Raw genomic sequence first — 14,148 nt, forward strand, 5'->3', positions numbered from 1 at the left:
TAAACCAATGAAAACGACTGAACAAAATAAACTATCTGGCGCAGCAAGTGCTATCATAGCCCAGTCAGCAGTGGAAAATAACAAAAAGGCTATCACTACTACCATTAATATAGGCTTTATATTATTTGGTGTAGCAGTAGTAGGAGTAGGCTTCACTGCGTTTTACTTTTTGTATTGGAAAAACCGCTTCCGTCCGATGAAGTACAACCAATATGCGGCTAATAGCAACGTACCTCCAGCAGCGGCTGTAGCCAAAGCCAATGCCTTATACGAGGCAATGAAAGGAGGAGGTACGGACGAAAAGGCTATAAAGAATGCTTTGCGTAATGTTAATTACAACGGATACGTAGATGTTTACAATGCCTTTGGCAAACGTGAACCTGGCGGGCTATCATTCTCATTAGGCAATGGCAATTACGAAGACCTTACAAGTTTCTTACACGGTGATTTAAACGACAAAGAACTACAAGACTTACGCCGTGCTATGGCTCCAGATGCCGCAACACTTATCTAATACTAAGAAAATGATGATGAATGTTTCAAAAAATAAAGCCTTTTTAATAGCAGGTGTCGCTGTACTGGGGTTAGGTGTAGGCGCGTACTTCCTATTTTTCCGACAAAAAAAAGGAGCATACAACCCTAACGACACTAACCCTAATGCTAACCCAGCTGCTGCTGCCGATTATCGCAAGCAGTTACAAGCCTTTGCTAAGAGCCAAAAATTAAAAGACACTACCCGTTCGCTCCTTGCAACGATGAACCAACGTGGTAGTATCAATAAAGAGCAAGTTAAAAACCTTATCTATAATAACATACCCGATGATGAGCATATGAAGATATTAAAAGGTTATTTTCGTTGTCACCTATATCAAGGTAATTTATTGTCTGTTAATGACAAACGTATGGACTTGGTAGGCTGGCTGCAAGAGAGCCTTAGCAGTGATGATTTTGAAGACCTTTTGGGCAAATACCCATCACTTAATTATAGAATAAACTGTTAATGCCCGTGCCTTATGAAAACAATATTGCAAAATCCCCAAACCAATGCCACTGTACAAGTGGGAATGATTAACGAATTTAGACCTAATTGCTATATGAATACAACCAAACCAGCCCCAAAACCGGCTGTAGTACCTCCTAAACCTGTATATAAGCCTCGACCAGAAGAGGGCGTAAGCACACAAGATAGCTATAATGAGCAGGTCAAAAAAAGTAAAGATTGGATATGGCTTGCCGTTGCTGCTCTTATAGGAGGAGGTATCACCTATTACGCAACAAAAGAGAAAAAACAACCTAAAAAAGTAAACGTATGATAGGAAAATTTACAAATAACTCTGGTAAAGGCACTAACTCAGAACATTATACAAAAGTACGTGAGCAAGATGTATTGTTAGAAGAAAATTATGAGAATATGGGAATTAAAAACAGTGAATTTGACCCTATTTTTCATAATCAAAGAGACATTAACACTTCTTTATATAAAGATTTATATTATCCCGGTTTATTTTGGGTTCCTATAGTAGCACATTCAGGGAAAGTTTTTTTACACGGGAAATATTATGATAATGAAGAATATTATCGTAATAGAACATTTGGTCGCTCTGTGGTAGCTTGTGGAGAAATAACAGTATTTATAGACCCATTTTTTGAGACGCGTATATATAAAACTACAAATGATAAGCTAACTATTTCTATAGATATAGAAGGAATTGAACCTGTAGTATATGAAAACTCTCCAGCAGGGACAATGTTTGTTATAACGTATGGAAGCCATTATACGCACGGACAGAAACCATTTATAGCTGAATATCGCCCATATAGTTATAAAGAATTAGCTAAAAAAGATATATAAAATTAAAATTAAGTAATAACAAAAAAATAAACATTATGGTAGGAAAATTTATAAACATAAGCATCAGTGATGATAATGGTAGTACCGGTGGTACTGTAGAAAACACAAGTGAAAAGATACAAGAACTTGAAAAAACAATAGCGGATTTAACAAGTAAGATAACTCCTATCTTAGAAGAAGATGTACACCTCCAACGATTATATGGCAGTTATGATGCTATGGAATTAGAGCTTAATCCTCGACAAAGATTAAGCGGTCAGCTACAAGAGTTTGACGAATTTCGACAAAAAGACTTCAATTCTAAATTAGTAGAAGACTTGTATAGAGAAGAAACCTTTTGGGGTACCATAGAAGTTGATAGCAATTATAATTTCTATAACAGCCCTACTGGTTTGTCTGAGAAAAAAGAAAGATTTTTTGGCAGAACAATAGTTGCTAATGGAGAGTGTACCATTAGTATTCCTCCGAATAAATCAGTACGGATATTGAAAAGGTCTGATGCCAGCAAGAAACTAACAATAAGTACACGTTACGGACAAGAAAAAGAGTATGTTGGCTCTCCTGCTGGTACTGTATTCTTGGTTACCCCTGTATTTAATTCCAGAGTTTTGGCTATCTCTGAAGTACGCCCGTTTGGCTATGAAGAAATTAGCACTAATTAAACCCATAATCTCTAATAATATATTAAGAAAACAATGCTTGAATTTATCAATAAATACGGCTCTTTTATGCTCGCGGGAGCAATAGGTGTCTCTATCAAAAAATTAAGACGCCGAATGACTTGGAGCCGTTTTTTTCGCTCTTGCTTAATCGCTATTTTCACCAGCTTATGTGCGGGGGTGCTCTTCCTGCATTTCTTGCAGTTACCTATCCCAGTAGTGAACGCCTTGTGTGGTGTAACGGGAGTGTTCGCCGAAAGTATTTTAGATGAAATAGAAGATATTATAAGCCACCTTTCAGACTACATTGACAAGAAACTTAATAATTAATCTATGAAGTACCGCACCCTCATCATCATAGCCCTACTGCTCAGTGCCTGCCGCACCCCACAGCAGATTTTTAAGTCAGAAAGCATAATAAAGTCTTCTGATACCCTTTATATAGAGCGCACCCCACCCGTGCACGACACCCTCTATATACCCCTGCCAGCCGTACACACCGGCAGTGCCCCCTGCGATAGCCTATGCCAACAACAGCTCACCGATGCCCTCTCGCGTCTGGCTACGGCTAAACACTCCAGCGGCAACAGCTACGGCATCTATTACGACAAGTACCGCCAGCAGCTCGTACTATACCAGCAGCTACAAGAGCAACTTAACAGCCGACAACGCTCAACCGTCAGCACCCAGCAAACAGTCGTACAAACCCAGAAAATACCCGTACCCTACACCCCCCTATACACCAAAATACTCGCTTGGATAGGAGTAGCCGCCGTAGGATACCTAATTTTCAAAATCAGCAAATTAATAAAATGAAAGCAAAGCATTTAATCATTGGCGGGGTAGCCGTATTAGCCATAGGGCTAATGAGCTTTACCAAAGCCAAAATATCGCAAGGCAAGGAACTCTTTAAGCGAATATTATTCAAAGTATCCCTACCTAAGAATTTCGATATAAGCACCCAGCGTATGCGCTTTTATATCGACCTTATTTTGCAAAACCCAACAGCGCAAGACTTCTCCGCAAGCTCTGCAGGCTCTATTTCTGCCAAAAGCTACCGTGTGTATGTAGGCAACAAGCTATTGGCGTTCGGCAGCTTGGGCTCTATCAGTGGCGTAACCCTACCGGCAGGCGGTAGCTATACATTCCCCAATATATATGTAGAAATCCCCACTATCGAACTCCTTAAGCACGCCTACAGCCTCACGGGCGAAGCCGACAACTGGAAAAAACTCTTTGCCGGCAAATCAGCCCAACAGCCCAACGGCACCACCTCGCTTAACGACTTTACCAACGTAGTCAAAGCCAATACCGTAACATTTATGCGTGAGTTAAGATATGAGTTAGATGTTGAGATTTTTGGCATTACATATATGTTTAAACAAAATGTACTCTAATATGGACTTCAGAAACACCCCCTACACACGCGGCATACGCAACAATAACCCCGGCAATCTTGAAAAGCGCGACACTCCCTGGCAAGGCAAAGTACCGCACTCACAAAACACCGATAGCCGCTTCGAGCAGTTCGACAGCATCGAAAACGGATTGCGAGCCCTAATGATAAACGTACATACAAAGGTAACCCGCGACAAGCTCGACACCCTTGCCAAAATCATCAGCGTATGGGCTCCCCCCAGCGAGAATAACACCAGCGGCTACATTGCGCGCGTAAGCAAAGCGTTAGGCATAAGCCCCACCGCGCCCCTTACAGCCGACAGCTTCACAAAGGATTTTTACATCACCATTGCGCGTGCCATAGCCCAGATAGAGTGCCACCCCGACCACATCCGCATACCCGACAGTAGCTACCAAGCCGCCTATGATATGATACCATTAAATAAGAAAGCATTAAAAAAAAAGTAATCATCAGTGGTAGCGGTCTGCTACTCATAGTCGGCGGCTACCTCCTATATCGCCATTTTAAACTAAAAAAATAAGCTATGACAAACTTCACTAAGCACTTCAAAATAAAAGAATTTAACTGCAAAGACGGCACACCAGTACCGCCACAGTACCTTCCCAATGCAAAAAAGGTAGCCGACCAGTTAGAAGTATTGCGCGCTGCACTGGGTGGCAGACCTATTATTATCACCAGCGGTTACCGTACGCCAGAGCACAACAAAAAAGTAGGCGGAGTAGGAGGTTCAGCCCACCTAACCGCCAGTGCAGCCGACATCGTTGTACGCGGCATACCACCCGCACAAGTAGCCGCTACTATCGAAAAACTCATCGACGCCGGCAAAATGCAAGAGGGCGGTATCGGCATATACAAAACCTTTGTTCATTACGATATTCGTGGCACCCGCGCGCGCTGGGACAGTACAAAAAAAAACGGCGGTAGCACCACAGGGGTATCACCTACATTACCCAATAACAGCGAAGGCAACGAAGACCAAGCCGGCGAACAACTAACACCCACAACCCCCGATAGCCCACCCGCCAACGACGACAACAAAAAGAATTACACCCCCTACCTCATAGCAGCTGGCGTACTCGTCTTAGGAGGTATAGGGTACTATATTTATAAGAAAAAGTAACCTATGGCAAAGAAAACAGCCCCTAAAAGCCCGCCAAAGAACAAAGATGCTCACTATTGGCAAATATCAATAGCCCTTTCAGCTCTTAACGTGCTTATTATGCTTTACCAGTTGAACAGAAAATGAAAGGTATAATCACAGGATATACTAACGCTCTACTACGCACCCGCGCTGAAGTAGAAGCCGAAGCCGCTCGCAGGCTCGCCATATGCCGAAAATGCCACTTATATCGCAACACTTTTGGCTTAGTAGAACGCTGTGCGCATTGTGGCTGCCCATTATCCGCCCTTACGCGTCAAAACGAAAAAACTTGCACCCAATGGAAGAATTTATAAACCTACATAACCGCACTGTATCACGCTCTGAAGTAGAGCGTGTGATTTCTATTGCCAAAGAACAAAATAACACAGAGGTCATTTACCGCCTCTCTCGTATACTCAATGCTTATCCAACCGAAAAGCGTTTTGTCATCAATATAAAGGACTATCCAACCCCTCCTACAGCCCTTGCTGGCGCACACCACACAGGCGACTACCGCGAAGCCCTCGACGATTGTGGACGCCTACGCAAAGGCTATAAGTTTGTAAAAGGCAAAATCATTCCGCCCCAACCGTCCCACTTGTCGGCTCCGTCCCACTTGTCCGATGACGAGCTAACATTTCTTGCTGCTGCCGGCATCGACTATTTCGAGCAAGCCCCCGATGATGAAACACAAGGGCTTGGCAAGCCTATTCCTGCTGCCGATATATACAAAATGATAACCGACAAGATTATCAAAATGTTAAAGAGCACCAAAGCCTCTGACTACAAAAAAACTTGGGAAGATGATGCTTTCTTTATTCCTATTAATTTTGACAGCAAAAAACCATATCGAGGCGTAAACCGTATGCTCTTGCAAGAACGCATCGGACTTACAGAAGCCTTTGCCAACCCTTATTTCCTTACCTTTAAGCAAATCAAAAAACACAAAGGCACCCTAAAAAAAGGTGCAAAAGGCTATGAGGTAGTATATTATTCTATCCGCTACGTTGTCCCTGCCGACAAAAATATCGGACGTAAAGCCTATTCTTCTACTAATGCTCATAAAGTAATAGATTTCTTAGACAAACACAAGTTACCAGAAAATATTGTTACCCGTATCCCAATGATACGCTATTACAACGTATATAACGGTGAAGATATTACAGGTATAGACTTTAAACTGCCAGAGGTAAAGATAGGGCGTGCCATACCAGAAACCGCTTCTGAAAACGAAGCTGCCCAGCTTATTGTCGAAAACTACCCCAACCCTCCCGCTATTAAGCACGGAGGCAATGAGGCATATTATAAGCTAAGTGAAGACTTGGTGCGAATGCCTAAGATTGAGCAATTCGATAGCGTTAATGACTATTATCGTACCCTATTCCACGAACTTACGCACTCTACACGCCACGAAAGCCGCCTAAATCGTGAAAAGATTTCATTTAGATTTGGCGATAGCGGCTATGCTAAAGAAGAGTTAGTAGCCGAGTTTGGTGCTGTATTCCTAAGTGCGTGGGCGGGCATTATGTGGTACAATAACAAAAACCACGCGGCTTACCTCAAAGGCTGGAATAGTGCCATAAAAGAAGCCGAAAACGACAACAAATTCCTAATGAAAGCCGCCTCATTGGCGCAAGCTGCCACCGACTATATTCTAAACCTCAATGCTGCCGGACAACCCGCTTTCCTCTCTAAATACGAAAAGCCTAATAAAGCTGAAAAACCTAAGAAGAAAGCCGAAAAACCGAAGCCAAAAGCCCCAAAAGAAACAAAAACAACCACTGCCCTTAAGTTTTCAGATACCGAAACTAATAAAAAAATGATTGAGGGCTATCGCAACAGCTCTACAGGCAAAATAAACCTGCTAAAAACAGATATGATAGGCACACAGTTTCACCTATCTATGTTTGAAAAATATATGGCGATAGATGATATAGCAGCACTTTACGGCAAAGGGAGAAAAGCAGAAGCCCAAAAAGACTATGCTTTCGTAAAAGAACGCATAGAATGGGCATTTAATCATAACCTAAGAGCGGCCAAAGAGTACGACACTATCGAACAATGTACAGAACGCTTCATCGAGCTGTTACCAAACCTATTAGCCAAAGGCGGTCAGTGGCTTGAAGCCAAAGCTAATAGCAAAAACAGCGCAACAGCAAAAGGGCAATTCACCAAAGTCATAAAACAAGCCTTTGATGAGATAGGAAATGTAGCCGTAGGGGAAAAGCCGAATAAAGCCGAAAAACCCAAGCCAGAAGCCAAAAAAGCTACTGAAAAAACAGATAATACCGATAAGAAATATAAGTTTATTGCGTTTTACAATGTCTTGAATGAAATAGTATGCTTATACTCCTACCAAGAGCTTACCATAAATGAATTTTATTTAAAAAATACTTTTGATAATGGCATAAAGGTATATGCCCCATTAAGGTTTTATGAAAAAATAGAAGAAACAAAACGTAAGATTGAAAAGCAATATACAGAGGGGAAAGATTTTATTTGTTTAACATTTGAAAGTGAAAAAAGTGAAGAATATTATTCTTTGCTAATACATAGCAACGAAAAACCCAAGCCAGAAGCCACAAAAGCTAAAAAAAACACTAAAGTTGGGCAATATACAGGCGTTAAAACCATACCCTTAAGCGACCTTTATACCGATGAGAAACGTTTTCAAAACCGAAAGAAACTCAATGAAGAAATAGTCGAAAACATCGTCAATAACTTCAAACCTACCGACCTCGACCCATTGGTCGTATGGTACGACAAAAAGCAAGGCAAAACCTTTGTTTTGGCAGGGCATCACCGCTTTGAGGCACTCAAACGCCTCAAACATAAAAACGTGCCCGTAAAGTTCGCTAATGATGATTACCCTACCGAAGCCGATGCCATACGCTACGCCAAAGAGATAAGCAACGCCAACCGTACCCTTGAAGAACCCTACGAGCGCGCCGCTATCTATCGCAAGTATCGTGAGGAGGGCTACAGCGAAAAAGAAATAAACGACAAAGCAGCCCTTGAGGGCAAAAACCGCTCTTATATACTCAACTTATCGTGCCTAAACCCCAAAGGAGCCACGATGAGCACCCTTGTACAATTCAGTCAAACGCAAAGCAAAGCCGATAAAAACGAAGCCGAACGCGTAGCCGACTGGATAGGACAAGCCCGCCGCAACGCCCCCGAACTAACAGACGCGCACGAAAAAGAAATGTTTGATTTTCTAATGAATAAAGAAGCCAGCAAACGCACCACCACTAAAGTAAAATTCCTTGAGTACGTGCGCGCTTGTTGGAACCCTTTCGAGCCTACGGCACCCCTCAATCTGGCACGTATGAAATACCAATCAGAGGGCGAAAAACAATATGATGAAGAGGTAGAACGCTATAAAACCCTTATAAGCGACCTACAAAATAACATCGGAAATTTAAAAGACCGCTTTATAAACCCCGCTAATAAAGACTTCGTAAACCCCGAAGCCCCCGATTATATGGCGGTTAAGAAAATAGCCGACAACAAAATAGCGGAGTATAACACCCAAATACAGTACTACCAAAAAGAGCTGCTTAAATTATACAGCAACAAACAGTCCTACCTAAAACCTACCGGACAAATAGCCCTTTTCGGCTCACTACCCATATTCAAAACCCTTAAGGAAGCTAAAAAGTACTTTAAGGCTTGGGCATACACACACCTAAGAGGTAAAAAAGTTTTTCATAAAGAGCTCGACAAATATGTGGTATTCAGCAGTAAAGGTATAGACCACGTTTTATCAAGCAAAATATCTTTAAAGAAAATGTATCTCATACAGCAAGCTGAAGAAATGCTTAAAAACTCTCATCTAATAGCCTTTGTAGAAGATTATAAAAAGAGAGACAATATAAAAGGTGCTTACAGAATGCGCACTACAGCAACTTTCGAGGGAGAAGAGGTAAAAGTAATACTTACCCTTAGAGAGGGCGAAAATGGTGTTGTCTACTATGACCACAAAATAGAAGAAATAGAAGAGAGCACTACCCCACCACGAAAGAGTCGTGCTAATCCGTTCTGTGGTGATAGTGCTCCCACTAATATCCCTGCAAAAACTGTGCCTAATTCTTTAAATGCCCCACGACACGCTGGTATTCTAAAAGAAGCATTAACCGAAAAAGGTAAACTAAAAAAAGGTTGGTATTTCCAAGACTATGGAATTATAGACCCAAAAGGCAAATATCACCCTTTAGAAAGAGATTATTCATTAGAGTACAACCTAATAGAAAAAGAATTAAGAGACAGAGCATTTCAACAAGATGAAAAAAGAAAAATAAAAGGATTTGAAGAAAATAAAAAACTTGAAGAAGCAATAAATGTTTACTTAAAAGAGCTTTCAAAAGAAAATAGAAAACATTTCAAAAACAGTAAAGCTATGGAGGTTTTTTACTGGGCTTTTCCTTTTACATTAGAGAGTAATAGTACTTTTTATACTTTTGAAGAAAGCAACCCATACATTAATAAAAGATTGCAAGAACTTGACCAATACTTTACTGATAATAATGAACTGTTTGAACGTTTAGAAAATTACAAAACATTAAGACGATATAATCTTAAATCATTAGGCTTACATATAAGTGCTAAAATATCGTCCTTTATAGACAAACAAGGAAAAGTAATACGTGGTGATAGCAACAAACTAAATCAAAAATACGGATTATCCACCCCTATTACAACCCCAAACGTATACGTAGAGCACCTGCCAGAAGAAACAAATCGGCAAATCAGCACATCGGCAAACACCCTCGATGCCAAAATGGCAGCCCTACAACACCGCCAATGGGAAACATTTGTTATTGCCAACCCACAAATGCAAGCTTTCCTTGGCGATGTAGAACGCAAAACTTCCGAAAGCACCGTTATCACCATAGCCGGCGGAGCTGGCAGCGGCAAAACACGCTTCGCTTTTCAGTTTATCAATGCCCTGGCGCAAAATTATACAGTAGGACACGCCAGCCTCGAAGAGCACCCCGACAGCAAACTATATTACGACAAAGTACAACAGTACATTGATGAGACCGCCCTACCTAATATCGATGTCCCCGAAATTAAGGACTTAGACCAGCTTGAAGCCCTAATAAGGCGCAACGAAGTAATAGTAATCGACAGCTTCGCTAAGCTACAAGAACTCAACCCGCGCTTCCTCCTCGACCGCGACCTACGCAAGAAGTACGACGGCAAGCTATTTTTGCTCATCTACCAGCTTACTGGCGAGGGCAAAATGCGTGGCGGCAGCAAATCAGAGTATGACGGCGATATAATTCTACTCACCCACGTAGCCCCCGACTACCGAGAGAACTATATATACCCCAGCAAGAACAGGTATAATGCCCTACCGGCTACCCAGTTGCGTTACAGCACCTATTTTCAGCAGATGTTGGATATACCCCAAGAGTTAGGCACAGGCAGCCAGCCCACCGAAGCAATTAGCTTGCCCCCAGCCCCACAAACCAATGTATACGAAGTAATTTATTAGAATATGAGCACCACTGTAATAACAAACGTAGCGTCTTATCAAATAGGCGTAGATATATTAGGCTTCCCAGTGTATCACGAACACTATTTTGCCGAAGAGCACATAAGCGAATGCAGTACCAAAAAGCAAGGCAAAAATATGAGTAAGAACAAAATAACATACAAGGTAATACCCTATATATTCAGCTACCTTGTAAAACAATTTTAATAACCAATAAATATATTCCAATGGCAACAAAGAAGACAAAAAGCCCCTCACGCACTACCCGCAAGGTAACCGTACCAGTAACTATTACTGTAAGAGTAACCCCTAAGCCAAAGGCTCGCAAGACAAGCAGCCGCCGCAAGTAGTGCCACGCTCCAGCCACGTAAGGCTGGAGTTTTTTTATTATTGGTTGCAAGGTTGCAACTTTTTTTAATAGGAGGTTGCAACTTTTTTAGGCGTGGTTGCAACTTCTTTAGCCTATCATCAGCATAAAAAAGTACTGAAAATCAACTACTTAAATACACAAGGTTGCAAGGTTGCAAGAGTTGCAACTTTTTTTAAAAGTTCCGCCACCTCGTGTCAGCTGCGTGTCAGTATTGTATATTCTTCACCACCTCGTCAGCAAACTTATTGCGGGTGGTATACACTTCAGTAATTTTAAGGTCAGAGTGCCGTGCTTGGTCGCGTACCTTTATAGCAGGTACTCCGGCATTCAGCATATCTGTAATACCCGTATCTTTCAGCGAATAAAACTGAACCTCTTTGCGAAAGTCATACTTTTCCTTTATCTTATCCCAATGATAGTCTAAACGGGTAGCCTTTTTTGTATTAGCTTGCCACTTCCAGCCAAACAAATAGCAATCAGCCGTTGCCTTGCCAATATGCGCTTGCAGGTCAGGCAAAAACAGATTAGGAATGGTCACACTTTCAGTTTTGCGGTTTTTAGCCACTTCAGCCGGAATAGTTATATACCCTTTTTCTAAATTCACATCGCCTACTTTCAGCATAAGCAATTCTTTAGGGCGGATAAAGCAGTAATAAGTAGTCATACACAGCACATATAAGTGAAAATCATCATAGCGTAAGCGTGCCAAGCGTTCTTTTTCCTTATCGTTGAGTACTACGCGCGTTTTTTCGGTTACGCGCTTGCTTTTTATACCCTCTGCAGGGTTTTTGCTTATAAAGCCCTTAGATATGCAAAAATTGAAGAAAGCGCGCAGCCTCATAAGGTAAGAGTTATAAGTATGTACACTGGTATTTTTTTTAAGGTAAACATCATCTAAGAAGTGATTTATGACACGAATATCTATCTGCGATATAAACACCGCTTGTTTGTATTTTTCGTTTATAAACTTCAAGAATAGGCGTATAAATGTTTGTATAGTTCTAAGTGAGCTATCTCGTTTTACGCCGTCTTTAGTCTCCTTTTCAATGGTTTTAAGGTACATTTCCACACAGTCCTTAATTTGTTTTAGGCTCACATCGTCCATTTCCTCGAAAGGAGACCAGCCCGCATACAGTTTTTCATTGAGGTTATAAATCATTTTCTGGGCGTATTTAGTACGTTCTTTTTTGTTAGCCATTTTAGGCACGCGGTTGCGGAAGCGTTCTAATAGCCCTGTTAGGGGGTTACGGGCATAGTATACTATGAGCCAATCAACCCCAATGCGCAGTTCAGCAGGCTTAAAGCCCACAATATCCTAATAGAAGACATTCTTTTGATTTTTAGGCATTTTTTTATTAAGGGCTATGCACGATTATAGCCCCTAACTTACCGTAATAAATAGTGTCACAATACTGACACAGCACTTTTAAAATACTGAAGATAAGTCACTTATTTCCAACCACTTACAAGGTTTTTCGTAATTATCTCTTTCATAGCAGGCAAATATACAATTTATATTTTTACTATGCAAATTATTTTTTTAATATTTTGTGTTTTTCATATTATAAATGTACCTTTGTCTCCTAAAAAACAGATATATGTTGGCATTATTTTCTTACCTTCAATTCTTGCTTAAATCTACTAACCAGCACGGTGTACACTCTCCTTTTGTGTACAATTTTGTTACTAAATGTTTGTATAACAAACAACTAATACCTAAAAAAGAATTAAAACACTCTTCTACTACCTTGTCTAATCTGCAAGTGCGTTTGCTATTAAAAATCATTCGTTACTTTAGTGCCTACCATATACTTACAGACGATACTTCCATAAAAAATCTTTCTAATATCGACACTTGCTGCTGTATTAGTACCTCAAGCAGTCGCGATACTTTTGACCTTATTTTTGTCAATCACCCTCCTGCGAATGCCGATTTGAGAGATTATTTACCTCTATTGCACAACGATAGTATTTTAGTAATTAATAACATTCATCAGAAAGAAAAAGAGCCCTTATGGCAACAACTTATAGCAGATGAAAGGGTAACAGCTTATGTAGATGTATATGTGCAGGGCTATGTGTTCGTGCGAAAAGAACAAGGTAAAGAGGGCTTTTATATAAGACCTTAAAAACAAAAAAAGCTGCTAAAAATCATTGTTTTAGCAGCTTTTTCTACTTTTATGCAAGAACTATTTTCCTAATAGATAGGCAAAAATAAGTGGTGCTACTATGGTAGCATCTGATTCTACTATATACTTAGGTGTATCTACCGCCAATTTACCCCAAGTTATCTTCTCATTAGGCACTGCCCCTGAATAAGAACCATAACTAGTAGTTGAGTCTGAAATCTGGCAGAAATATGACCAGAAAGGAACATCTTCCCATTCCAAATCTTGATACATCATAGGTACTACACAAATAGGGAAATCGCCGGCTATACCGCCCCCTATCTGAAAGAAACCTACACCTTTACCGCCTGAATTAGCTCTATACCACTCTGTTAGGTAAATCATATACTCGATACCAGTCTTTACTGTTGAGGCTTTTAGATTGCCTTTTATTACGTTGGCAGCAAAGATATTACCGGTAGTAGAGTCTTCCCAACCTGGACATATGATAGGCAGATTTCTTTCGGCAGCTGCCAATATCCAAGAGTTTTTAGGGTCTATTTCATAATATTGCTCTAACACCCCTGATTTCACTACTTGATATAGGTATTCGTGTGGGAAGTAGCGTTCGCCCTTGCTTTCGGCAGCATGCCATACATCTTCTAAGTGTTTTTGCAAACGTCTGAAAGCCTCTTCTTCAGGTATACAAGTGTCGGTTACACGATTGTAATGCCCTTCTAACAACTCCCATTCTTGTTGAGGCGTAAGGTCGCGGTAGTGAGGCACACGTTTGTAGTGCGAATGCGCTACAAGGTTCATCACATCTTCCTCGAGGTTAGCCCCTGTACAAGAAATAATATCTACTTTCCCTGCGCGAATCATCTCGGCAAGCGAAATGCCTAATTCGGCTGTACTCATAGCACCCGCAAGGGCTACAAGCATTTTTCCTCCCTCTGTTAGGTGAGTTTCATACCCCTTAGCAGCATCAACAAGAGCTGCTGCATTGAAGTGTAAAAAGTTTTTCTCAATAAACTGAGAAATAGGTCCTTTACTCATTTCTTTTTAAAATCTAAATTTGATATTGCAAAAGTAGTAAAT

General features: G+C 40.9%; 18 protein-coding genes. 16 read left to right on the top strand and 2 right to left on the bottom strand.

What is annotated here, in order from left to right; all coding sequences use genetic code 11:
* Positions 1-7 precede the first annotated feature (7 nt).
* The 15 genes from FOC45_RS06925 (at position 8) to FOC45_RS12180 (ending at position 10,922) form a co-directional block, all read left to right on the top strand.
* Positions 8-514, top strand: a complete 507-nt coding sequence (locus tag FOC45_RS06925; RefSeq protein WP_155846623.1) for a hypothetical protein — start codon at positions 8-10, stop codon at positions 512-514.
* A complete protein-coding gene (locus FOC45_RS06930) occupies positions 495-1,001 on the top strand; it encodes a hypothetical protein (protein ID WP_155846624.1) in 507 nt (168 codons plus the stop codon). The genes FOC45_RS06925 and FOC45_RS06930 overlap by 20 nt, the downstream gene beginning before the upstream one ends.
* A 12-nt stretch (positions 1,002-1,013) precedes the next feature.
* Complete coding sequence (locus FOC45_RS06935) at positions 1,014-1,313, top strand: hypothetical protein (RefSeq protein ID WP_009390387.1); 300 nt, start codon at positions 1,014-1,016, stop codon at positions 1,311-1,313.
* Positions 1,310-1,852, top strand: coding sequence for a hypothetical protein (locus FOC45_RS06940; RefSeq protein ID WP_009390386.1), 543 nt, complete (start codon positions 1,310-1,312; stop codon positions 1,850-1,852). The genes FOC45_RS06935 and FOC45_RS06940 overlap by 4 nt, the downstream gene beginning before the upstream one ends.
* Before the next feature lie 35 nt (positions 1,853-1,887).
* Complete coding sequence (locus FOC45_RS06945) at positions 1,888-2,514, top strand: hypothetical protein (RefSeq protein WP_155846625.1); 627 nt, start codon at positions 1,888-1,890, stop codon at positions 2,512-2,514.
* Positions 2,515-2,547: 33 nt separating this feature from the next.
* Positions 2,548-2,841 (top strand): hypothetical protein, encoded by a 294-nt coding sequence (locus tag FOC45_RS06950; protein WP_095913017.1) that lies wholly within the window; start codon positions 2,548-2,550, stop codon positions 2,839-2,841.
* A gap of 3 nt (positions 2,842-2,844) precedes the next feature.
* Positions 2,845-3,327 (top strand): hypothetical protein, encoded by a 483-nt coding sequence (locus FOC45_RS06955; protein ID WP_155846626.1) that lies wholly within the window; start codon positions 2,845-2,847, stop codon positions 3,325-3,327.
* Entirely contained in the window at positions 3,324-3,908 is a 585-nt protein-coding gene (locus FOC45_RS06960; protein WP_155846627.1) for a hypothetical protein, read from the top strand. Before FOC45_RS06955 ends, FOC45_RS06960 begins: the two co-directional genes overlap by 4 nt.
* Position 3,909: 1 nt before the next feature.
* Complete coding sequence (locus FOC45_RS06965) at positions 3,910-4,377, top strand: hypothetical protein (protein ID WP_155846628.1); 468 nt, start codon at positions 3,910-3,912, stop codon at positions 4,375-4,377.
* Between the two features lie 77 nt (positions 4,378-4,454).
* On the top strand, positions 4,455-5,051 hold the full coding sequence (locus tag FOC45_RS06970; RefSeq protein ID WP_155846629.1) for a D-Ala-D-Ala carboxypeptidase family metallohydrolase: 597 nt from the start codon (positions 4,455-4,457) through the stop codon (positions 5,049-5,051).
* Between the two features lie 3 nt (positions 5,052-5,054).
* Complete coding sequence (locus FOC45_RS12175; RefSeq protein WP_255359617.1) at positions 5,055-5,177, top strand: hypothetical protein; 123 nt, start codon at positions 5,055-5,057, stop codon at positions 5,175-5,177.
* The gene (locus tag FOC45_RS11965) at positions 5,174-5,386 is read left to right on the top strand and encodes a hypothetical protein (RefSeq protein ID WP_196774050.1); all 213 of its coding nucleotides are present in this window, start codon (positions 5,174-5,176) and stop codon (positions 5,384-5,386) included. The genes FOC45_RS12175 and FOC45_RS11965 overlap by 4 nt, the downstream gene beginning before the upstream one ends.
* Positions 5,371-10,572, top strand: coding sequence for a zincin-like metallopeptidase domain-containing protein (locus FOC45_RS06975; protein WP_196774051.1), 5,202 nt, complete (start codon positions 5,371-5,373; stop codon positions 10,570-10,572). The genes FOC45_RS11965 and FOC45_RS06975 overlap by 16 nt, the downstream gene beginning before the upstream one ends.
* A gap of 3 nt (positions 10,573-10,575) precedes the next feature.
* Positions 10,576-10,779: a hypothetical protein gene (locus tag FOC45_RS06980; protein WP_008623472.1), complete on the top strand. Its 204-nt coding sequence runs from the start codon at positions 10,576-10,578 to the stop codon at positions 10,777-10,779.
* A gap of 20 nt (positions 10,780-10,799) precedes the next feature.
* Entirely contained in the window at positions 10,800-10,922 is a 123-nt protein-coding gene (locus FOC45_RS12180; protein WP_255488562.1) for a hypothetical protein, read from the top strand.
* A gap of 225 nt (positions 10,923-11,147) precedes the next feature.
* Here the strand turns inward: FOC45_RS12180 and FOC45_RS06985 are convergent, their stop codons facing one another.
* On the bottom strand, positions 11,148-12,251 hold the full coding sequence (locus tag FOC45_RS06985) for a site-specific integrase (protein WP_009390705.1): 1,104 nt from the start codon (positions 12,249-12,251) through the stop codon (positions 11,148-11,150).
* A 289-nt stretch (positions 12,252-12,540) separates the two neighbouring features.
* Here FOC45_RS06985 and FOC45_RS06990 point away from each other — a divergent pair, with 289 nt between their 5' ends.
* Positions 12,541-13,071 carry a hypothetical protein gene (locus FOC45_RS06990; protein WP_009390707.1) on the top strand — a complete coding sequence of 177 codons (531 nt, stop codon included), beginning with the start codon at positions 12,541-12,543 and terminating at the stop codon, positions 13,069-13,071.
* Between the two features lie 60 nt (positions 13,072-13,131).
* On the opposite strand, the gene FOC45_RS06995 is transcribed toward FOC45_RS06990, so the two are convergent.
* Complete coding sequence (locus FOC45_RS06995; RefSeq protein WP_009390708.1) at positions 13,132-14,106, bottom strand: deoxyhypusine synthase family protein; 975 nt, start codon at positions 14,104-14,106, stop codon at positions 13,132-13,134.
* Between the last annotated feature and the right edge of the window lie 42 nt (positions 14,107-14,148).

The sequence above is a fragment of the Capnocytophaga sp. FDAARGOS_737 genome (genome assembly GCF_009730375.1).
GTDB lineage: Bacteria > Bacteroidota > Bacteroidia > Flavobacteriales > Flavobacteriaceae > Capnocytophaga > Capnocytophaga leadbetteri.